The sequence below is a fragment of the Morganella sp. HSTU-ASny43 genome (assembly GCF_022819185.1).
In the GTDB taxonomy this organism is placed as follows: Bacteria; Pseudomonadota; Gammaproteobacteria; order Enterobacterales; family Enterobacteriaceae; genus Morganella; species Morganella morganii.
Map to the genome: position 1 here is coordinate 26,230 of NZ_WSPG01000030.1, position 22,400 is coordinate 48,629.

Below are 22,400 nucleotides of genomic sequence, written 5' to 3' on the forward strand. Positions count from 1 at the left end.
ACAGAAAACGCATGATGACTTTTATCTGGAACTCAGCCGCGTTTGTTATCGCGCTGGGGATTTTGGTTACCGTACATGAGTTCGGGCACTTTTGGGTGGCCCGGCGCTGCGGTATTTTTGTCGAACGGTTCTCCGTCGGTTTCGGCAAAGCACTCTGGCGGCGCACAGACAAACACGGGACAGAATTTGTCATCGCAATGATTCCGCTCGGCGGCTATGTGAAAATGCTGGATGAGCGTGTGGCACCGGTAGCACCGGAGCGTCGCCATCAGGCGTTTAATAACAAAACCGTCGGCCAGCGGGCGGCGGTGGTCAGCGCCGGGCCGATCGCTAACTTTCTGTTAGCCATCGTGGCGTACTGGATTGTGTTTATGATCGGTGTGCCGGCGGTTCGTCCGGTCGTGGCGGATATCCGCGCGGGGTCGGTCGCAGAACAGGCAAATATTTTGCCCGGGATGGAACTAAATGCTGTTGACGGCATCGAAACGCCTGACTGGAATAGTGTGCGGATGGCGATGATCAGTAAAATCGGCGATGATTTTACCGTTCTGAATGTGATTCCGGAACCGGGGTCAGCACCGGCGGAAAAACGCCTCGATCTCACCCGCTGGAAATTTGATCCGGAAAAACAGGATGCTGTCCTGTCTCTGGGGATCATGCCGGTGTCCGCAAAGGTCAGTAATGAGATTAATGCACTGACGCCCGGGGGGCCTGCTGAAAAAGCCGGTTTACAACCGGGGGACAGGATCGTTAAAGTAAGCGGGGAGCCGCTTACGGTCTGGCAGCCGTTTACGCTCTTTGTACGTAATAGTCCCGGTAAAACGCTCGATTTACTGATTGAGCGGGGCGGAGAACATATTAATGTGCCTCTCACACCGGAGATAAAAAACAGCGGCGGCAGTAAACAAATTGGTTTTGCTGGTGTCGAATTAAAGGTTATTCCGCTCGACCCGCAGTATATTACGGAACATCAGTACGGGCCGGTGGAAGCGGTTGCCGAGGCAACCGGGAAAACCTGGCAGTTAATGAATCTGACCGTGAAAATGATCGGCAAGCTGGTGACCGGTGATGTAAAACTGAATAATCTCAGCGGTCCGGTATCGATTGCGAAAGGTGCCGGTATTTCCGCCGATTCCGGCTTAGTGTATTATCTGATGTTTCTGGCGCTCATCAGCGTCAATTTAGGGATCATAAATCTGTTCCCGCTGCCAGTTTTAGATGGTGGACACCTGTTATTCCTGCTTATCGAGAAGATAAAAGGCGGGCCGGTGTCTGAGCGTGTACAAGACTTCAGTTATCGTATTGGTGTAATGGCACTGGTACTGTTGATGGGGCTTGCACTTTTCAATGATTTCTCCCGCTTCTGATTAAGGAAGACCGGGACCGGTAAGGAAAACGCATAACAACGATGGCGATGAAAAAGTTGCTCATAGCGTCGCTGCTGCTTGGCAGCTTCACTGCATACGGTTCAGACGGATTCGTGGTTCAGGACATTCAGTTTGAAGGTCTTCAGCGCGTCGCCGTTGGTGCTGCATTACTGAACATGCCTGTCCGTGTCGGAGACACGGCCAGTGATGAGGATATCGGACGTACCATTCGCGCACTGTTCGCGACAGGTAACTTTGAAGATGTCCGCGTCCTGCGTGAAGGTAATGTACTGCTGGTTCAGGTGAAGGAACGTCCGACCATTGCAAATATCACCTTCTCGGGTAACAAATCCGTGAAGGACGACATGCTCAAACAGAACCTGGAAGCATCCCGTATCCGCGTCGGGGAAGCCCTTGACCGGACGATGCTGTCAAACATTGAAAAGGGGCTGGAAGATTTCTATCACAGTGTCGGTAAGTATAACGCGACGGTAAAAGCCGTTGTCACACCACTGCCGCGCAACCGTATTGATGTGAAATTCGTTTTTGCGGAAGGTGTATCCGCGACTATTCAGCAAATCAATATCGTCGGTAACACTCAGTTTACCACGGCTGAACTGGTTAACCGTTTCCAGCTGCGTGATGATGTACCGTGGTGGAACCTGGCGGCTGATCAGAAATACCAGAAACAGAAACTGGCCGGTGACCTTGAAACCCTGCGCAGCTTCTATCTGGATCGCGGTTACGCGAAATTCAATATTGATTCGACTCAGGTCAGCCTGACGCCGGACAAAAAAGGTATCTATATCACCATCAACGTGACCGAGGGCGAGCAGTATCAGATTGCCGGGGTTCAGGTTGCAGGTGAAACGGCCGGTCACTCCGCTGAAATCACCGAGCTGACCGCCATTGAGCCGGGTTCACTCTATAATGGTGCTCAGGTCACCAAAATGGAGAATGATGTCAAAAATATGCTCGGCCGTTACGGCTATGCGTATCCGCGCGTCATGACCCAGCCGGAAATTAATGAAGCCGATAAAACCGTGGTTCTGCATGTGAATGTGGATGCCGGTAACCGTTTCTATGTCCGCCAGATCCGTTTCGCCGGTAACGACGTGAGTAAAGACTCCGTTCTGCGCCGTGAAATGCGTCAGATGGAAGGGGCATGGTTAGGTAACGATCTGGTTGAAGCCGGTAAAGAACGTCTGAACCGTACCGGTTACTTTGAAACCGTTGAGGTGGAAACCCAGCGTGTGCCGGGTGTGCCGGATCAGGTCGATGTCGTCTATAAAGTCAAAGAGCGTAACACCGGTTCCCTGAACTTTGGTGTGGGCTTCGGTACAGAGAGCGGCGTCAGCTTCCAGGTGGGTGTCACCCAGGATAACTGGTTAGGTACCGGTTATCAGGTTGGTGCTAACGCCAGTAAGAACGACTACTCAACATACGCTGAACTGTCACTGACTGACCCGTTCTTCACGGTTGATGGTGTGAGCCTCGGCGGCCGTATTTTCTACAACGACTTCCGTGCGGATGATGCAGACTTGTCCGGTTACACCAACAAAACCTATGGTGTGGACGGAACGCTCGGCTTCCCGATCAACGAAAATAACTCCCTCCGTTTAGGTCTGGGTTATGTGCATAACACCCTGTCACGTATGGAACCACAGGTTAATATGTGGCGTTATCTGCACTCAATGGGTGAAGAGCCGAACTATAAAGATCGTGCGGAATTCCGTGCCGATGACTTTACCCTGACAACTGCGTGGGTTTATAACAACCTCGACCGTGGTTACTTCCCGACCTCCGGTGTGAAATCCACTGTGAGTGCGAAAGTCACGGTTCCGGGCTCTGATAACGAATACTATAAACTGATCGCAGATACCACCGGCTACTACCCGATTGACGAAAACGGCAGCTGGGTTGTGATGGGACGCGGTCGTTTAGGCTTCGGTGATGGTCTCGGCGGCAAAGAACTGCCGTTCTATGAGAACTTCTATGCCGGTGGGTCCGGTACCGTCCGTGGTTTCCGTTCCAATACCATCGGTCCGAAAGCAGTCTACTATGACGGGGCATCCGATAAGTTACGCAGCGACAGCCCGTCCCGTGATGCTATCGGGGGTAACGCGATGGCGGTGGCCAGTATGGAACTGATCACTCCGACACCGTTTATCGACGAAAAATACACGAATTCTGTCCGCACATCACTCTTTGTGGATGCCGGTACAGTGTGGGATACCAATTGGGACAATACTGAGCTTATGCAGAAGTATGGTATTCCTGATTACAGTAAAGCAGGGAACATCCGTGTTTCTACTGGTGTTGCGTTCCAGTGGATTTCTCCGCTCGGACCATTGGTCTTCTCTTATGCGAAGCCAATCAAAGACTACCAGGGTGACCGGACAGAACAGTTCCAGTTTAATATCGGTAAGACCTGGTAATTGCAGTACAGGGTTACCATGCGTAATAACCAGTACGCTCAGTGTGCAAAGGGAATCTTTACCATTGGGTTTAATATCCAACCAGTAAATGGTGTTTAAGGGGTTTTATTGTGAAAAAGTTATTAACTGCTGCCAGCGTGGGTATGGTATTAGCGATGTCTGCCGGTGCTGCTCAGGCTGCTGACAAGATCGCGGTTGTCAACATCGGTGAAGTTGTCCAGAAAATGCCGGGCCGTGAAGCGGCAGCAAAACAACTGGAAAGCGAATTCAAAAGCCGTGGTACTGAACTGCAGAGTTTAGAAAAAGATCTGCAGACCCGTGCTCAGAAACTGCAGAAAGACGGCGCGACCATGAAAGACAGCGAGCGTCAGAAACTGGCAGGTGAATTCGACACCAAACGTGCTGACTTCGCGAAAAAAGCCCAGGCATTTGACCAGGATTTCCAGAAACGTCAGATGGAAGAACGCAACAAAGTCATGAAGCGTGTTGAAGATGCAGTGAAATCTGTTGCTTCAAAAGGCGGATATGACGTTGTGATCGATGCTAACGCAGTTGCTTACTCTGTTTCCGGCATTGATATCACTGCTGACGTTCTGAAACAGGTTAAATAATTAATGTCTTCCATTCGATTAGCTGATCTCGCTCAGCAGTTGAATGCAACGTTACACGGTGATGGCGATCTCGTCATCACCGGTATCGCGCCTATGCATTCAGCAAACAGCGGGCAAATTACCTTTCTGTCTGATGCCCGTTACCGGGAAAAACTGGCTGGTTGTCAGGCGGGTGCTGTGGTATTGCGTGAAGACGATTTACCGTTTTGTCAGGTCGCGGCCCTTGTGGTGAAAGACCCGTACCTGGCGTATGCGCATATGGCGCAGATTATGGATACCACACCGGCTCCGGCTGAGAATATCCATCCGTCTGCCGTGATTGACCCGTCAGCCTCTCTCGGGGCAAATGTGTCGGTCGGTGCGAATGCTGTCATTGAGTCCGGCGTGGTTCTGGGTGACGATGTTATCATCGGCGCAGGATCGTTTGTCGGCAAAAATACCACCATCGGTGCCAAAACCCGTATCTGGGCAAATGTCACCGTGTACCACGGGATCGTGATTGGCGAAGGCTGCCTGGTTCATTCCAACACCGTTATCGGTGCGGACGGATTCGGTTATGCCAACGATCGCGGTCAGTGGGTTAAAATCCCTCAGCTGGGTTCCGTTATTATCGGTGACCGGGTTGAAATCGGCTCCTGTACTACTATCGACCGTGGTGCATTAGAAAATACGGTAATCGGTAATGGTGTTATCATTGATAACCAGTGCCAGATTGCCCATAACGTCATAATCGGCGACAACACCGCAGTAGCCGGTGGTGTGATTATGGCCGGGAGCCTGAAAATCGGCCGCAACTGTATGATTGGCGGAGCAAGCGTCATTAATGGTCATATGGAAATCTGCGATCGCGTCGTCGTGACAGGCATGGGCATGGTAATGCGGCCTATCACCGAACCGGGTGTATACTCCTCCGGTATTCCGTTACAGCCAAATAAAACATGGCGTAAAACTGCCGCGCTGGTGATGAACATCAGCGAAATGAATAAACGCCTGAAGGCGGTCGAAAGGCAGCTGGATAACGACGATAAATAACAGCGCATTTTGCGGTATTTTTGCGGCCTGCTAACCGCGTGACGGGTATAGCAGGCCGTGTTATTAATAAGACATATGACAAAGAGACAGGAAGAGTATTCTGATGAGTGACAACCATACTCTCAAAATTGATGAAATTTTAGAGCTTCTTCCGCACCGGTATCCGTTTTTATTAGTGGATCGCGTGCTGGATTTTGAAGAAGGTAAATTTTTACGTGCCGTGAAAAACGTATCATTCAATGAGCCGTTTTTCCAGGGGCATTTCCCGGGCAAACCAATTTTTCCGGGCGTTCTTATTCTGGAAGCGATGGCTCAGGCCACCGGCATTCTGGCGTTCAAAAGCCTGGGTAAATTAGAGCCGGGCGAATTGTATTATTTTGCCGCCATCGATGACTGTCGCTTTAAACGCCCGGTACTGCCGGGAGACCAGATGATCCTCGAAGTGACTTTCCATAAGGAACGCCGCGGCGTTGCCCGTTTCACGGGTGTTGCGAAAGTTGACGGAGAAGTTGCCTGCGAAGCTACCATGATGTGTGCACGCCGCCGTGAGGGGTAATAAATGATCGATAAAACCGCCCGGATCCACCCGTCTTCCATTATCGAAGACGGCGCCGTTATTGGTGCCAATGTCACCATCGGTCCTTTCTGCTGTATTGGTGCGGATGTTGAGATCGGTGAGGGGACTGAAATCAAGTCCCATGTTGTGATTAATGGTCATACCAAAATTGGTCGTGATAACCAGATTTTCCAGTTTGCCTCCATTGGTGAGATAAACCAGGATCTGAAATACAAAGGTGAACCGACCCGCGTTGAAATCGGTGATCGTAACCGTATCCGCGAAAGTGTGACTATTCATCGCGGCACCGCGCAGGACACCGGCGTTACCCGTATCGGTAACGACAACCTGCTGATGATCAATGCCCATGTTGCTCACGACTGTGTGATCGGCAACCATTGTATCATTGCCAACAACGGAACCCTGGCGGGTCATGTCACGCTGGATGATTATGTCATCCTGGGTGGCTTATCGGCTGTTCATCAGTTCTGCCGTATCGGTGAGCACGTGATGGTCGGCGGCTGTTCAGGTGTGGCGCAGGATATCCCGCCGTTCTTAATCGCGCAGGGTAACCATGTGACCGCCTTCGGCCTCAATGCTATCGGCCTCAAACGCCGTGGTTTTGATAAAGACGATATCAGTGCGTTACAGAATGCCTATAAAGTCCTGTACCGCAGTAATCTGACGCTGGCAGAAGCCAAAGTGCAGTTGGCTGAACTGGCGAAAGAAAATGTCCATGTAAAAACCTTCGCTGACTTCCTGGATACCGCTGAACGCGGGATCATCCGTCCGTAATTGCGGGGGCTGCCATGTCGGTATCACCTCGTCCGCTCACGATAGGTATTGTCGCCGGAGAAACCTCCGGCGATATTCTCGGCGCAGGTTTAATGCGCGCACTGAAAGAAAAATATCCGGATGTTCGTTTCTTCGGGGTCGCTGGTCCGCTGATGCAGGCGGAAGGCTGTGAAACCTGGTATGAAATGGAAGAACTGGCCGTGATGGGCATTGTGGAAGTGCTGGGGCGCCTGCCGCGTCTGCTCTCCATCCGCCGTGATCTCACCCGCCGCTTCCGTGAACTGCAGCCGGATGTTTTTGTCGGCATTGATGCGCCGGATTTCAATATCACCCTGGAAGGACGGTTAAAGTCTTCCGGGATCAAAACGATCCACTATGTCAGCCCGTCAGTCTGGGCGTGGCGGCAGAACCGGGTCTTTAAAATCGCCAAAGCGACCAATCTGGTGCTGGCTTTCCTGCCGTTCGAAAAAGCGTTTTACGACAAATACAATGTACCGTGCCGCTTTATCGGCCACACCATGGCGGATGCACTGCCGTTGCAGCCGGACAAAACCGCTGCCCGTGACGCGCTGGGGCTGGATCCGTCCGTGCCGTGTCTGGCAATACTGCCGGGCAGCCGTCACGCGGAAGTCTCGATGCTCAGCGGCGATTTTCTGAAAACCGCGCAACTGCTGCGGCAGGCACTGCCGGATTTACAGATTGTGGTGCCGCTGGTAAATGCGAAACGCCGCGCTGAATTTGAAGCTATCAAACAGGAAATTGCCCCGGAACTGGATGTGCACCTGCTTGACGGCCGCGCCCGTGATGCCATGATTGCCTCGGACGCCGCACTGCTGGCGTCAGGTACGGCGGCACTGGAGTGCATGCTGGCGAAATGCCCGATGGTCGTGGGCTATCGCATGAAGCCGTTCACGTTCTGGCTGGCGAAACGGCTGGTCAAAACTTCGTATGTGTCACTGCCGAACCTGCTGGCAGGGCGTGAGATCGTGCCGGAACTGTTACAGGATGAGTGCCGCAGTGATCTGCTGGCAAATGCACTGCTGCCGCTGTTGCAGGGCGGTGAAGCCGTGGATAAACTCAGAGAAACCTTCCTGGAACTTCATCAGAAAATCCGTCTTGATGCGGATAATCAGGCGGCACAGGCCGTATCAGATATAGCGAGTAATTAATGGATTTTGTTTATCCGGACGCGGCACTGATTGCCGGTGTCGATGAAGTCGGCCGCGGGCCGCTGGTCGGCGCGGTGGTAACCGCTGCCGTTATTCTTGATCCGCAGAACCCGATCGACGGTCTGGCGGACTCCAAAAAGCTCACGGAGAAAAAACGTGAGCGCCTGTTTGCTGAAATTCAGGAAAAGGCACTGTACTGGAGTATCGGCCGCGCGGAAGCGGCGGAAATTGATCAAATCAATATTTTACAGGCCACATTCCTGGCGATGCAGCGGGCGGTTGCCGGGTTGCCGGTGCGTCCGGGTTTTGTACTGGTGGACGGCAACAAAGCGCCGGATTTTGGTGTCCCTGCTCAGGCAGTGATCAAGGGTGACGGTCTGGTGCCTGAGATCAGTGCGGCATCGATACTGGCAAAAGTCACGCGGGATCGCGAAATGGCGGAGCTGGATAAACAATTCCCGCAGTACGGATTTGCAAAACACAAAGGTTACCCGACGGCGCTGCATCTTGAGATGCTGGCACAGTATGGGGTGACAGAGCATCACCGCACCAGTTTTGGCCCGGTCCGCCGCGCGCTGGCCGGTATCAGTAAGTGAGGATGGCGTAATGGCGGAACCGCGTTTTATTCATCTTAATATTCACAGCGACTATTCCATGATTGACGGACTGGCTAAAACCGGCCCGCTGGTCAAGAAAGTGGCGTCGATGAATATGCCGGCGATGGCGATTACGGACTTCACTAACCTGTGCGGGTTGGTGAAATTTTACGGCAGTGCGCACGGCGCCGGGGTGAAACCGATTGTCGGCGCGGATTTCCTGATGGAAAGCGAGCTGCTGGGTGATGAACTGGCGTCACTCACGATTCTGGCACGCAATAATACCGGTTATCAGAACCTGACCCTGCTTATCTCCGAAGCCTATCAGAAAGGCTACGGTGCACAGGGACCGACCATTCAGCGCGACTGGCTGGTTAATCATAAAGAAGGGCTGATTATTCTCTCCGGCGGGCGCAAGGGGGATGTGGGTAAGTTTCTGCTGCGCGGTAACAGCGCCCTGGTGGAGCAGGCGCTGGAATTCTGGCAGACCCACTTCCCGGACAGCTTCTATCTGGAGCTTATCCGTACCGGCCGCCAGGATGAGGAAAGCTATCTGCATGCTGCGGTACAGCTGGCGACAGAGAAATCTCTGCCGGTGGTGGCGACCAATGATGTCCGCTTTATCAGCAGTGAGGATTTTGACGCCCATGAAATCCGCGTAGCCATTCATGATGGTTATACGTTAGCGGATCCGAAACGTCCGAAACTCTACAGCCCTCAGCAATATCTGCGCAGTGAGGACGAGATGTGCGAACTGTTCGCCGACATCCCGGAAGCACTGCAGAACAGCGTCGAAATTGCTAAGCGTTGTAACGTCACTATCCGTCTCGGCGAGTATTTCCTGCCGCAGTTCCCGACCGGGGACATGAGCACGGAAGATTATCTGGTCAAACGCTCGAAAGAGGGACTGGAGGAGCGCCTGGCGTTCCTGTTCCCGGATCCGGAAGTGCGTGCGCAGCGCCGCCCGGAATATGACGAGCGTCTGGATGTTGAACTGAAAGTGATTAACCAGATGGGCTTCCCCGGCTACTTCCTGATCGTGATGGAGTTTATCCAGTGGTCGAAGGATAACAATGTGCCGGTGGGGCCGGGACGTGGTTCCGGTGCCGGTTCACTGGTGGCGTACTCCCTGAAAATCACCGATCTGGATCCACTGGAGTTCGACCTTCTGTTCGAACGCTTCCTGAACCCGGAACGTGTCTCCATGCCTGACTTTGACGTCGACTTTTGCATGGAAAAACGTGACCGCGTGATTGATCACGTAGCCGAAATGTACGGGCGTGATGCCGTTTCTCAGATTATTACCTTCGGTACGATGGCGGCAAAAGCGGTTATCCGCGATGTCGGCCGTGTACTGGGGCATCCGTACGGGTTTGTCGACAGAATTTCCAAACTGGTGCCGCCGGATCCCGGTATGACACTGGAAAAAGCCTTTGCGGCAGAGCCGCAGCTCGGCGAGGTGTATGAGGCCGATGAGGAAGTCAGGGCGCTGATCGATATGGCGCGTATCCTGGAAGGGGTGACACGTAACGCCGGCAAACACGCCGGTGGTGTGGTGATCGCGCCGACAAAAATTACCGATTTCGCACCACTTTACTGCGACCCGGAAGGGAATAACCCGGTCACGCAGTTTGATAAAAACGACGTGGAATATGCCGGTCTGGTGAAGTTCGACTTCCTCGGTCTGCGTACATTGACGATTATCGACTGGGCGCTGGGCATGATTAACCCGCGCAATGAGAAAAAAGGCAAGCCGCCGGTGGATATCGCGGCTATCCCGCTCGACGACCAGAAAAGCTTTGATATGCTGCAGCGCTCGGAAACCACAGCGGTCTTCCAGCTTGAATCCCGCGGCATGAAGGATCTGATCAAACGTCTGCGTCCGGACAGCTTTGAAGACATGATAGCCCTGGTGGCGCTGTTCCGGCCCGGCCCGCTGCAGTCGGGCATGGTGGATAACTTTATCGACCGTAAACACGGACGTGAGGCCATCTCTTACCCGGATGTGGAATGGCAGCATGAATCCCTGCAGCCGGTACTGGAACCGACGTACGGCATCATCCTCTATCAGGAACAGGTGATGCAGATTGCCCAGGTGCTGGCGGGCTATACCCTGGGCGGCGCGGATATGCTGCGCCGTGCAATGGGTAAGAAAAAGCCGGAAGAGATGGCAAAACAGCGCTCGGTATTTGAAGAGGGCGCGGTGAAAAACGGCATCGATGCCGAGCTGTCCATGAAAATCTTTGACCTGGTGGAGAAATTCGCCGGCTACGGGTTTAACAAATCTCACTCCGCTGCCTACGCGCTGGTTTCCTATCAGACACTGTGGCTGAAAGCACACTATCCGGCGGAATTTATGGCTGCCGTGATGACGGCGGATATGGATAACACCGAAAAAGTCGTCGGGCTGGTGGATGAATGCTGGCGGATGGGTCTGAAAGTATTGCCGCCGGATATCAACAGCGGACTGTATCACTTCCATGTCAATGATGAAGGTGAGATAGTCTATGGTATCGGTGCGATTAAAGGTGTCGGCGAAGGCCCGATCGAAGCGATTCTGGAAGCCCGTAAGGACGGGTATTTCAAGGATATTTTTGATTTGTGTGCCCGTACGGACACCAAAAAACTGAACCGCCGCGTAATGGAAAAACTCATTATGTCCGGCGCGTTTGACCGGCTGGGGCCGCACCGCGCCGCGCTGATGTCCTCACTGGAGGATGCGCTGAAAGCAGCGGATCAGCACGCCAAAGCGGAAGCCATCGGTCAGGCGGATATGTTCGGGGTACTGGCAGAGGCACCGGAGCAGGTAGAGCGCTCTTATGCCAATATTCCGAAATGGCAGGACGAAATTATCCTCGAAGGGGAGCGGGAAACACTCGGGCTGTATCTTACCGGACATCCGATAAACCGTTATCTGAAAGAGATTGAGCGCTATACTCATGGTTTACGTCTGAAAGATGTTAACCCGACACCGCGTGGTCAGATGACCACGGTAGTCGGTCTGGTGCTGGCTTCCAAGGTGATCACCACCAAACGGGGAAACCGGATTGGTGTCTGTACCCTCGATGATCGTTCCGGCCGGCTGGAAATTATGCTATTTTCCGATGCACTGGAACGTTACCAGCATCTGCTCGAACAGGATCGCATTCTGATTGCTTCCGGGCAGGTCAGCTTTGATGATTTCAGCGGCGGGCTTAAAATGGTGGTCAGGGAGCTGCTGGATATCAGCGAAGCACGCGAAAAATATGCGCGCGGGCTTGCTATCTCGCTCACGGACGGGCAAATTGACGAACAACTGCTGCACCGGCTGCGCGGTGCGCTTGAACCGCACCGCTCCGGGACAATACCGGTTCACCTTTATTACCAGAAGGACGATGCCAGAGCGCGGATGCGTTTCGGTGCAACCTGGCGGGTCACCCCGACCGATACCCTTCTGACGGATCTGCGGACTCTGCTGGGTAATGAGCAGGTAGAATTAGAATTTGACTAAAATAGGAACATTATGAGTCTTAATTTTCTGGATTTTGAACAGCCGATTGCCGAGTTAGAGGCGAAAATTGATTCGCTGACCGCGGTCAGCCGCCAGGATGAATCACTCGATATCAATCTTGACGAAGAAGTTGAACGCTTACGGGCGAAGAGTCTGGAACTGACACGTAAGATTTTCGCTGACCTGGGTGCCTGGCAGATTGCTCAGCTGGCACGCCATCCGCGTCGTCCGTATACCCTGGATTACGTCAAACTGATCTTTACCGATTTTCAGGAACTGGCAGGCGACCGCGCATATGCGGATGACAAAGCGATTGTCGGCGGGATTGCCCGTCTGGACGGTCGTCCGGTGATGATTATCGGCCATCAGAAAGGCCGTGAAACCAAAGAAAAAATCCGCCGTAACTTCGGCATGCCGGCACCGGAAGGTTACCGCAAAGCCCTGCGTCTGATGGAACTGGCAGAGCGCTTTAATCTGCCGGTGATCACCTTTATCGACACCCCGGGGGCCTATCCGGGCGTGGGCGCGGAAGAGCGCGGCCAGTCTGAGGCGATTGCCCGTAACCTGCGTGAAATGTCCCGCCTGAAAGTACCGACTGTCTGTACCGTGGTCGGGGAAGGCGGTTCCGGCGGTGCACTGGCGATTGCAGTGGGCGACAAAGTGAATATGCTGCAATACAGCACTTACTCTGTGATTTCACCGGAAGGTTGTGCCTCGATTCTGTGGAAAAGTGCGGATAAAGCGCCGATCGCCGCAGAAGCGATGGGGATCACCGCGCCGCGTCTGAAAGAGCTGAAACTGATCGACAATGTGATCCCTGAGCCGCTGGGCGGCGCGCACCGTGATTATGAAGCGGTTGCCGCATCCCTGAAAGCACAGATCCTGTCTGATCTGGAAGAGCTGGATAAACTGGACAGCGAGTCTCTGGCTAATCGCCGCTATGAGCGCCTGATGAGCTACGGCTACTGCTGATAACCGGTTGTGGATACTGCCTTTTGTGAATCACTGTCTGCCGTGTTCCGCCGTGTGTTTGCCTCTCAGCAGGCAATCCTGGCGGGACTGAGCGGCGGGCTTGATTCCGTTGTCCTGCTGCATGCTCTGCGGCAGTGGCAGACCGCTGAGCGTCCGGCATTGCGGTTGCGGGCAGTCTACATTCATCACGGATTAAATCCGCTGGCGGATGACTGGGCAGATCACTGCCGGACATTCTGCGATTCACTCTCTGTTCCGTTTCAGGTGTGCCGCGTGCAGGTGGATCCCCGCAAAAAAGGGATCGAAGCTGCCGCCAGAGATGCCCGCTATCAGGCTTTCCGTGAAGTGATAGCTCCGGATGAGGCGCTGGTAACCGCACAGCATCTGGATGATCAGAGCGAAACCTTCTTTCTTGCCTTAAAACGCGGCAGCGGCCCTGCCGGTCTCTCTGCAATGCCGGAACAGATGGCATTCGGTGCCAATCCGCTGATCCGTCCGTTACTCTCCTTCAGCCGTGCTCAGCTCGAACAGTATGCACAATATTATCAGCTTTCCTGGGTCGAGGATGACAGTAATCAGGATCGCCGTTATGACCGCAATTTTCTGCGCCATGCGGTATTACCGCAACTGAATGCCCGCTGGCCGCACTTTGCTCAGGCAGTTTCCCGCAGTGCCGCGCTTTGCGGTGAACAGGAAGCCCTGCTGGATGAACTGCTGCTGCCGGAACTTATGCAGTTAACGGATGCGGATAACGGGTTATCTTTTATCCCGCTGCTCAGCGCCGGGACGGCGAAACGCAACGGCATACTGCGCCGCTGGCTGAAACACTGTGGTGTGCAGATGCCGTCACAGCATCAGTTGGCACTGCTCTGGCAGGAAGTGGCACTGGCGAAACCGGATGCAGAGCCGGGCTATTATCTGAAACCGGTCACCATCCGCCGTTATCAGAATAAACTGCATGTGACAGAAAAAACCGCTGGGTTATCAGACTATTGCCTGCCGTGGGATCTGCACTCTGCGCTGCAACTGCCTGATGATGCCGGCATTTTGCGGATGGCGGAAACGGTCACTACACAGGATGTGGCTTCTGTGGTGCGTCCGCCGCGCCCGGATGAACAGGTGACTGTCCGTTTTGGTTTGCAGGGGCATTATCATATCTGCGGCCGTGATCGCGGGCGATCAGCCAAAAAGCTGTGGCAGGAATGCGGCGTTGCGCCCTGGCTGCGCGAACGCACACCGCTGCTCTGGTATAACGATACGCTGATAGCGGCGGTCGGGGTATTTGTCACGAAAGAGGGAGAAGCGGATGAGGCAAAACTGATGATTATGCAGGAAAAAAACAACCCCGCGGACGGGGTTGCAGAGTTATTCAGGACGGTGAGTGATCAATAACCACTGTTCCCAGTTCGGGATGACTGAAGCTGACAATAGAGTCCAGACGAAGCTCCCGCAGTTCGTTGTCAATCGTGACAACAAGGTATTCCACTTTCTTCCGGAGCACCAAATCGGTCGCTTTTCCTGTCAGAACATCGCCCCCCTGTAAGGTCACTTCCAGTACCATATGATGCTGGCAGGCCAGTTCGAGGTTGTCATAGTCATCACAATTAATTGGTTGATATTCGTTTTCTGCAGACATATTCCCTCACCATACTTTCGCTTGCGGTATCATCCGCGGATGGTTATTCAAATAGCCTCATCGCTCCCAGCAGACTATATCATAGTTATCATATTGGCTATTACTGATTACATTTTATTATCGGCAAAACATATTGTTTATCACTGTTTTGAGGAAAATCATTGCCATTTTAAAAATAAAAATGCGTAATTGTCTGAAAGCGCGTGAATATACAAAAACTGACAATCATTTTGCTAACATTACCTCATCTGATGTTCAGGGGGAAACATGAAAAATCTGACAAAACTCTTATTGGCGGCAGGCATTTTCAGCATTACGGCCTGTAGTTCGACAGTGGTTGTGCCACCAACTCCGGAAGTCCATGTTCTTGACCGTGCCTATAACGGCGTGGTTCCGTGTGCCGATTGCTCCGGCATGGATGTGACCGTTTTACTGGAAGGTGACGGCACCTATGTTATGCAGCGCACCTATCTGGAAACCCGCGACGGCAACCAGACCTTCTTTGAAACCGGGACCTGGGCGAAAGACGGCGAAAAACTGCGTCTGACCGATACTGCCGGGCAGCGTGCTTATTATGATCCGCAGGATAAATCGCTGGTAATGCTGGATATCGACGGCAACCCGGTTAAATCGGATTTGAACTACACCCTGAAAATGGTGAAACCGGTACAGCTGAAAGGTGAATATCGTTATATGGCGGATGCGGCAACGTTTAAAGATTGCCAGACCGGTGTGGTTTACGCGGTACCGGGCAATATCGGCTTAGAGCAGGGCTACGGCAAGCTGGGCGTTGAAGGCGGAAAACCTGTCTATCTGGAAGTGGAAGGGTATTACACCATCCGTCCGTCCATGGAAGACGGCCAGTTTGATCAGGCGCTGATCCAGACCGGCAAATCCGTACTGGATAAATCACGCGGTTGTCAGTAAGTTCTTCCGGCTCCCGCAGGCATAAAAAAGGCTGAACAGATGTTCAGCCTTTTTGTATTCACAGCACTGATAATCAGGCAGTGATGATTTTCTCTTTCAGCACACTGACAACGTCATCCAGCGCGATAAGAGATTTATCTTCGCTGCGGCGGTATTTATATTCCACCACACCGCTGTCGAGGTTGCGATCACCGATAACGATGGTATGCGGGATCCCCATCAGTTCCATATCCGCAAACATCACACCCGGACGCTCTTTACGGTCATCAAAGATCACTTCAATGCCCTGAGCGGTCAGATCAGCGTAGAGTTTTTCCGCCACTTCTTTCACGCGGTAAGATTTGTGCATATTCATCGGCAGCAGAGCAACCTGGAACGGTGCAATCGCATCCGGCCAGATAATCCCGCGATCGTCGAAGTTCTGCTCAATCGCTGCCGCAACAATACGGGTGACCCCGATACCGTAGCAACCCATAAAGACCACTTCGTTGTGACCGGCTTCGTTCTGAACTGTCGCTTTCAGTGCTTCGGAATATTTTTTACCGAGCTGGAAGATATGACCGACTTCAATCCCGCGCTTGATCATCAGAGTACCTTTGCCGTCCGGGCTCGGGTCACCGGCGACCACATTACGGATATCCGCCACTTCCGGCAGGGCAGCATCACGCTCCCAGTTGATACCGAAATAGTGTTTGCCGTCGATATTCGCACCGGCACCGAAATCACTCATCATGGCAACAGTACGGTCAGCGACCACCGGCAGCGGCAGATTGACCGGCCCCAGTGAACCCGGGCCCGCATTCACGGCTGCGCGGATCTCTTCTTCTGTCGCGAACTCCAGCGGAGAAGCAACCAGCGGATGTTTTTCCGCTTTCACTTCGTTGAGTTCGTGATCACCGCGCACCAGCAGCGCAACCAGTTTGTGGCCGCTCTCTTTGCTGCCGTGAACAATCAGGGTTTTGACGGTTTTCTCAACCGGCAGATTAAACTGTTCAACCAGCTCCGCGATAGTTTTCGCGTTTGGTGTATCAACCAGTTCCATTGCTTTCTGCGGTGCAGGGCGCTCAGTAATGTTGCAGACCGCTTCCGCCAGTTCGATATTGGCCGCGTAATCGGACTCAGAGGAGAAAATCACATCATCTTCGCCGCTCTGTGCCAGAACCTGGAACTCGTGGGATGCACTTCCGCCGATAGAGCCGGTATCTGCCATTACTGCACGGAAATCCAGTCCGATACGGTTGAAGATTTTGCTGTACGCCTGATACATCGTATCGTACGTCTCCTGCAGAGAATCCTGAGTCAGGTGGAAAGAGTACGCATCTTTCATGATGAATTCACGGGAGCGCATCACACCAAAACGCGGACGGACTTCATCACGGAATTTGGTCTGGATCTGGAACACATTCAGCGGCAGCTGTTTGTAAGATGTCACTTCGTTACGGATGATGTCCGTGACCACTTCTTCGTGCGTCGGACCCAGAACAAACTGGCGATCGCCGCGGTCGGTAATACGGAGCAGCTCCGGACCGTACTGTTCCCAGCGTCCGCTCTCCAGCCATAAATCTGCGGGCTGAACCACCGGCATGGAGATTTCCAGTGAACCGGCATTTTCCATCTCTTCACGTACGATCTTTTCAACTTTGCGTAATACGCGGACACCGGTCGGCATCCAGTTGTACAGACCTGAAGCAAGTTTACGGATCATCCCGGCGCGCAGCATCAGCTGATGACTGACCACTTCGGCGTCAGCAGGGGTCTCTTTCAGAGTAGAGAGCAGATATTGGGTAGTACGCATTATTTAGGTTCCATTAGAACGACAAACATGTCTTATCGCAGAAATATTCTGCGCAGAAGTGAAGTTAAGCCTGACAGTTTACCAGTGACTGCCGCGCCCCAAAAGGGGTTTAGCGTTTTTCCAGACTGATGACTTCGGTCACGCCGTCACGGATATGCCAGCGGACATTTAAATCCAGCAGGTGCACGGCATAAATTTTATCGTCAGCCTGTTGTTTTTTATACGCCGGACGCGGATCCTGCGCCAGTACCTGTGTGATAAAACGCGCCAAATCAGGATATTGTGCGGCCTGAGCTGTTATGAATTGCTGCGCGGCAGGGCTGAACACGACCGGCATATCCGCCGGCGGCTCTTCCTGCGCAAAACCGGCCAGTGCGCCGGGCACGGATTCAGCATAGGGCAGATAGGGTTTGATATCCAGCACCGGTGTGCCGTTAAGCAGATCCAGGCTGCCGAGGGAGAGATACGCCGTATCGCCGTCGTAACAGACTTTTTTCAGTTCAACCAGCGACATCCCGATCGGATTCGGGCGGAAGGTGGAGCGGGTGGCAAACACGCCCATTTTTGCATTACCGCCAAGGCGCGGCGGGCGTACCAGCGGACGCCAGCTGCCGGCCGGAATATCATGGAAAACAAAGATGACCCACACATGACTGAACTGTTCCAGTCCGCGCACGCAGTCGGCGTGATTATAGGGCGCCACAAAGTGCAGTTCCCCGGTACCATCCTCAACCAGCCCCGGCTGGCGCGGAATCGCAAATTTTTCCTGCCACGGTGAGCGGATAAACCCCACGGGCGAAAATGAAAACTCAGACATCATCAACCTTAATCGCAGTACCTTCGCATACCGCCAGCTGCTTACAACCCTGCGCGGGGTTCACGGCGCACTGGTGGAGTAACACGGCATCTGCTTTCAGTTTTCCGGCCCGGGACAGCATTTGCTTACGGGCTGCCGGAATACCGGACTGTGCAGGGTTTGCCGCTTCACGGCAATTCTGACCCAAAACCACACCAAGGTCACGGAAAGGTTTACCCAGCAGTTCTTCCGGGTGGAGATAGAGTTTGACGCGTGATGCTGCGGATGTTGATTTGGCTTTTTTACCGGCCGATTTTTTCAGCCGCATATCGGCGTATTGCGCCTGCTCCTGTTCAGAATGACTCTGACGGAAAGAGCATCCCGCGATGAGAAGAGCAAGCAGGCTGATAATAAGCACTCGCATGGAAAACAATCCTCTGGCTGTACAAAACAGAAAAGTAAGGGCAGATGAAATATTATTATTTATATGATGAACATTTAATGATTATAACAAAATAAAAAGGGTGAACAATTGTTCACCCTCAGTGTAATATTCTTTGATTAAAGATAAAAGAACTTAGCAGTTATTCTGAACTCCCGGTCTTTTACCAGCCTTTCACCGCACCGCCGTTGAAGACTTTATCTGCTTCGTTAAAGACTTCATCAGACTGATATGCCTGAACAAATTGTTTCACCGCTTCACTGTCTTTATTATCTTCGCGGGAGACAATAATGTTGACGTAAGGTGAATCTTTATCTTCAACAAATAAGCCGTCTTTAGCCGGGGTTAAGTTGATCTGGCTGGCGTAAGTGGTGTTGATCACGGCCAGGTCGATCTTATTATCATCCAGTGAACGCGGCAGCTGCGGGGCTTCCAGCTCGATCAGTTTCAGACCTTTCGGGTTTTCAACCACATCAAGAACTGTCGGCAGCAGACCGGTGCCTTCTTTCAGTTTGATTAATCCCTGCTTCTGTAATAACAGCAGTGAACGGCCGAGGTTAGTCGGGTCATTCGGCAGAGCGACCTGTGCGCCGTCCTGTAATTCATCCAGTGATTTGATTTTCTTTGAATAACCGGCAATCGGATAAACAAAGGTATTGCCCACCGGAGTTAATTTGTAGTTACGGTCTTTAATCTGCTGATCCAGATACGGTTTGTGCTGGAATGCGTTCAGATCGATATCACCACGGCTGAGCGCTTCGTTCGGCATGACGTAGTCGTTGAACGTAACCAGTTCCACATTCAGGCCGTATTTGTCTTTGGCGACTTTTTTCGCCACTTCTGCCACCTGCTGTTCAGCACCGACGATCACGCCGACTTTGATACTTTTCGGATCTTTTTCATTCTGTCCGCAACCCGCCAGCACTAATGAACCCAGCAAAGCACCGGCAACGACAAGCGATTTTAATTTAAAAGCCATCTTTTCTTTCCTCGTTCTGTTTAATACGCGTTCGCAGTCAGTGCGGCGCGGAGAGAGTCTTATTTGTGGGTAACGGCCTTAACCAGACGATCACCACATACCTGAATAATAAAGACCAAAACAACCAGCAATGCCAATACCGTATTCATAACTACTGCGTTATATCCGACATAACCATACTGATAACCAATCTGACCTAACCCGCCTGCACCGACAGCACCACCCATTGCGGAGTAACCCACGAGGGTGATCAGCGTAATGGTAGCGGCGTTGATCAGTCCCGGTAATGCTTCCGGCAGCAGGATCTTGCTGACAATCTGTAATGGTGTGGCTCCCATCGCCCGCGATGCTTCAATCAGTCCTGACGGGATCTCCAGCAGGGCGTTTTCCACCATACGGGCAATAAACGGTGCAGCGCCGACAGTCAGCGGCACAATGGCAGCCTGTAACCCGATAGATGTACCGACGACTAACCGGGTAAACGGAATCATCCACACCAGTAAGATAATGAACGGAATCGCGCGGAAGATATTGACCAGCACGGACAAGGTCCGGTACAGGCTTTTATTATCCGCAATTTGCCCAGAACGGGTGATATACAGCAGTACCCCCACCGGCAGACCGATTAAAAATCCCAGGAAACCGGATGCAAATGTCATAACCAGGGTTTCCCAGATGCCTTTAACTAACAGTAAAATCATTCCTTCAGACATAACCGAGAACCTCTGTTTTTACGTGGTGTTCTTTCAGAAAACTAATCGCCGCTTCAACATCTTGCGGGCTGTTACCGTCCAGTTCTGCCAGCATGACACCAAATTTCACACCACCCGCATAATCCATCTGAGAACTCAGGATGCTGATATCAATATTGAACTTGCGTGATGCAATCGAGATCAGCGGGGCATCGACAGACTGACCACCAAACTCCAGCTTCAGCAGCGGCCCCAGTCCTTCCGCCGGCTCCGGTTTCAGACGTGCCAGATAATCTTCCGGCACATCCAGATGCAGCGTGGATTCAATAAAGGCCTGTGCCACTGGTGTTTTCGGATGAGAGAACACCTCACTCACCGTATTCTGTTCAATCAGCTGTCCGCCGCTGATAACCGCAACCTGGTCACAGATGCGTTTCACCACATCCATTTCATGGGTGATCAGCAGGATAGTTAACTCCAGCCGGCGGTTGATGTCTTTCAGCAGTTCCAGAATCGAACGGGTCGTTGCCGGATCCAGGGCGCTGGTGGCCTCATCACACAGCAATACCTCCGGTTCGTTTGCCAGTGCGCGGGCGATAGCCACACGCTGTTTCTGACCACCGGACAGATTTGCCGGATAAACATCCCGTTTATCAGACAGACCGACCAGGTCAAGCAGCTTCACAACCCGTTTTTCAATTTCCGCCGCCGGTACGCGGTCCAGTTCCAGGGGCAGAGCGATGTTCCCGAAAACAGTACGGGAGGACAGCAGGTTAAAGTGCTGAAAAATCATTCCGATGCCGCGACGGGCACGGGTTAACTCTTTATCGTTCATCTTAGTGAGGTCACGGCCGCCGACGAGTACCTGTCCGGATGTCGGCCGTTCCAGCATATTCACACAGCGGATAAGCGTACTTTTCCCGGCGCCGGAAGCACCAATCACACCGTAAATCTGCCCTTGCGGGACGTGCAGGTTAATATCAGAAAGTGCCTGTATTTCGCGATGACCCTGCTGAAAAACCTTATTTATATTCGTCAGCTTTATCATGTAATTATTATTACCTTGTTACGTGAAACTGGTTGTTCACCAGATGATTTTCGGATGTTAAGATGTCTGGACGGCTAAGTCAACAGGATTTAGTTATCAGGCCGCATTCTCATTCCGCATCAAATAGGCGATACTAAATACATTATTGATGACGGACTAAGAGTGTAACCATGGGTATCCCTGCAGTATTTCTGGACAGAGACGGCACCATTAACGTAGATACCGGCTATCTCCATGAGATTGATGATTTTCAGTTTATAGAGAACGCGATTGAAGCAATGCAGGCCATCAAGCAGATGGGCTACGCTTTAATCATAGTCACAAATCAGTCGGGTATTGCCCGCGGTATGTTTACCGAAGATCAGTTTATGCATCTGACAGAATGGATGGACTGGTCTCTGGCGGATCGCGGCGTTGACCTGGATGGTATCTATTATTGTCCTCATCATCCCGAAGGTACTGTCGAAGAGTTTCGTCAGGAATGTAACTGCCGTAAACCGGAGCCGGGTATGCTGCTGGATGCACAGAAATTTCTGAAGATCGATATGAGTAACTCTTATATGGTAGGGGATAAGCTCGACGATATGCTGGCCGGACGGGCAGCCGAAGTGGGTACAACCGTATTGGTACGCACCGGTAAACCGGTAACGGAAGACGCCGAAGCGGCGGCAGATATTGTGATTAACAGTATCGCGGATTTACCTGCACTGCTGAAACCCGTACAAAAAAGCGCAAAATCACCTAAAAAGTAACCCGATTGGGTGTTTTATCTGCAAACAGAAAAAAAGTTGAAATAAACACTTGCGTGATCTCAGCGAGTGTCTATAATGCGCCACCACTGACACGGAACAACGCGATAACACGCGGTTCCGGCAGAAAGAGAAAACGCGGAAAGTTGAAAAACAACGCTTGACTCAAAGGGGCTGAAAACGTAATATACGCAGCCTCGCAACAACGCAGAAGACCGGCAACGGCAGCGAAGGTTGCAACTGCTCTTTAACAATTTATCAGACAATCTGTGTGGGCACTCGCAGGACATATCACAAAAAATATTATTTT

20 protein-coding genes are annotated in these 22,400 nt (G+C 52.4%); 13 read left to right on the top strand and 7 right to left on the bottom strand.

Annotation, left to right across the window (positions count from 1 at the left end; genetic code table 11):
• Positions 1-11 precede the first annotated feature (11 nt).
• The 11 genes from rseP to tilS all read left to right on the top strand — a co-directional run bounded on the left by rseP (position 12) and on the right by tilS (position 14,418).
• Positions 12-1,367: a sigma E protease regulator RseP gene (rseP, locus tag GN208_RS14835; RefSeq protein WP_004237230.1), complete on the top strand. Its 1,356-nt coding sequence runs from the start codon at positions 12-14 to the stop codon at positions 1,365-1,367.
• A gap of 41 nt (positions 1,368-1,408) precedes the next feature.
• On the top strand, positions 1,409-3,805 hold the full coding sequence (gene bamA, locus GN208_RS14840; protein ID WP_004237231.1) for an outer membrane protein assembly factor BamA: 2,397 nt from the start codon (positions 1,409-1,411) through the stop codon (positions 3,803-3,805).
• 110 nt (positions 3,806-3,915) lie between these two features.
• On the top strand, positions 3,916-4,416 hold the full coding sequence (locus GN208_RS14845; RefSeq protein ID WP_004242223.1) for an OmpH family outer membrane protein: 501 nt from the start codon (positions 3,916-3,918) through the stop codon (positions 4,414-4,416).
• 3 nt (positions 4,417-4,419) lie between these two features.
• Positions 4,420-5,448, top strand: a complete 1,029-nt coding sequence (gene lpxD, locus GN208_RS14850; protein WP_015422461.1) for a UDP-3-O-(3-hydroxymyristoyl)glucosamine N-acyltransferase — start codon at positions 4,420-4,422, stop codon at positions 5,446-5,448.
• A 103-nt stretch (positions 5,449-5,551) separates the two neighbouring features.
• Positions 5,552-6,004, top strand: a complete 453-nt coding sequence (gene fabZ / locus GN208_RS14855) for a 3-hydroxyacyl-ACP dehydratase FabZ (RefSeq protein WP_004237234.1) — start codon at positions 5,552-5,554, stop codon at positions 6,002-6,004.
• A gap of 3 nt (positions 6,005-6,007) precedes the next feature.
• On the top strand, positions 6,008-6,799 hold the full coding sequence (gene lpxA, locus GN208_RS14860; RefSeq protein ID WP_004237235.1) for an acyl-ACP--UDP-N-acetylglucosamine O-acyltransferase: 792 nt from the start codon (positions 6,008-6,010) through the stop codon (positions 6,797-6,799).
• Between the two features lie 14 nt (positions 6,800-6,813).
• Entirely contained in the window at positions 6,814-7,968 is a 1,155-nt protein-coding gene (gene lpxB, locus GN208_RS14865) for a lipid-A-disaccharide synthase (protein ID WP_004237236.1), read from the top strand.
• Positions 7,968-8,564, top strand: coding sequence for a ribonuclease HII (gene rnhB, locus GN208_RS14870; RefSeq protein ID WP_004237237.1), 597 nt, complete (start codon positions 7,968-7,970; stop codon positions 8,562-8,564). The genes lpxB and rnhB overlap by 1 nt, the downstream gene beginning before the upstream one ends.
• Positions 8,565-8,574: 10 nt before the next feature.
• Positions 8,575-12,054, top strand: coding sequence for a DNA polymerase III subunit alpha (gene dnaE / locus GN208_RS14875; protein ID WP_004237238.1), 3,480 nt, complete (start codon positions 8,575-8,577; stop codon positions 12,052-12,054).
• A gap of 12 nt (positions 12,055-12,066) precedes the next feature.
• Positions 12,067-13,026 carry an acetyl-CoA carboxylase carboxyl transferase subunit alpha gene (accA, locus tag GN208_RS14880; protein ID WP_004237239.1) on the top strand — a complete coding sequence of 320 codons (960 nt, stop codon included), beginning with the start codon at positions 12,067-12,069 and terminating at the stop codon, positions 13,024-13,026.
• 9 nt (positions 13,027-13,035) lie between these two features.
• A complete protein-coding gene (gene tilS / locus GN208_RS14885) occupies positions 13,036-14,418 on the top strand; it encodes a tRNA lysidine(34) synthetase TilS (protein ID WP_015422462.1) in 1,383 nt (460 codons plus the stop codon).
• On the opposite strand, the gene rof is transcribed toward tilS, so the two are convergent.
• Positions 14,396-14,662: a Rho-binding antiterminator gene (rof, locus tag GN208_RS14890; RefSeq protein WP_004237241.1), complete on the bottom strand. Its 267-nt coding sequence runs from the start codon at positions 14,660-14,662 to the stop codon at positions 14,396-14,398. The genes tilS and rof overlap by 23 nt on opposite strands.
• A 267-nt stretch (positions 14,663-14,929) precedes the next feature.
• Here rof and nlpE point away from each other — a divergent pair, with 267 nt between their 5' ends.
• The gene (gene nlpE / locus GN208_RS14895) at positions 14,930-15,589 is read left to right on the top strand and encodes an envelope stress response activation lipoprotein NlpE (protein WP_004237242.1); all 660 of its coding nucleotides are present in this window, start codon (positions 14,930-14,932) and stop codon (positions 15,587-15,589) included.
• 73 nt (positions 15,590-15,662) lie between these two features.
• On the opposite strand, the gene proS is transcribed toward nlpE, so the two are convergent.
• The 6 genes from proS to metN form a co-directional block, all read right to left on the bottom strand.
• The gene (gene proS / locus GN208_RS14900) at positions 15,663-17,384 is read right to left on the bottom strand and encodes a proline--tRNA ligase (RefSeq protein WP_004237243.1); all 1,722 of its coding nucleotides are present in this window, start codon (positions 17,382-17,384) and stop codon (positions 15,663-15,665) included.
• A 109-nt stretch (positions 17,385-17,493) separates the two neighbouring features.
• Positions 17,494-18,201 carry a tRNA (N6-threonylcarbamoyladenosine(37)-N6)-methyltransferase TrmO gene (gene tsaA, locus GN208_RS14905; protein ID WP_004242235.1) on the bottom strand — a complete coding sequence of 236 codons (708 nt, stop codon included), beginning with the start codon at positions 18,199-18,201 and terminating at the stop codon, positions 17,494-17,496.
• Positions 18,194-18,604: an Rcs stress response system protein RcsF gene (rcsF, locus tag GN208_RS14910; RefSeq protein ID WP_004237245.1), complete on the bottom strand. Its 411-nt coding sequence runs from the start codon at positions 18,602-18,604 to the stop codon at positions 18,194-18,196. The genes tsaA and rcsF overlap by 8 nt, the downstream gene beginning before the upstream one ends.
• Positions 18,605-18,785: 181 nt before the next feature.
• A complete protein-coding gene (locus tag GN208_RS14915; protein WP_004237246.1) occupies positions 18,786-19,601 on the bottom strand; it encodes a MetQ/NlpA family lipoprotein in 816 nt (271 codons plus the stop codon).
• Between the two features lie 59 nt (positions 19,602-19,660).
• On the bottom strand, positions 19,661-20,314 hold the full coding sequence (locus GN208_RS14920; protein ID WP_004242237.1) for a methionine ABC transporter permease MetI: 654 nt from the start codon (positions 20,312-20,314) through the stop codon (positions 19,661-19,663).
• Positions 20,307-21,341, bottom strand: coding sequence for a methionine ABC transporter ATP-binding protein MetN (metN, locus tag GN208_RS14925; RefSeq protein ID WP_004237248.1), 1,035 nt, complete (start codon positions 21,339-21,341; stop codon positions 20,307-20,309). The genes GN208_RS14920 and metN overlap by 8 nt, the downstream gene beginning before the upstream one ends.
• A gap of 170 nt (positions 21,342-21,511) precedes the next feature.
• On the opposite strand from metN, the gene gmhB reads away from it, so the two are divergent.
• Entirely contained in the window at positions 21,512-22,093 is a 582-nt protein-coding gene (gene gmhB, locus GN208_RS14930) for a D-glycero-beta-D-manno-heptose 1,7-bisphosphate 7-phosphatase (protein WP_004237249.1), read from the top strand.
• Positions 22,094-22,400 lie beyond the last annotated feature (307 nt).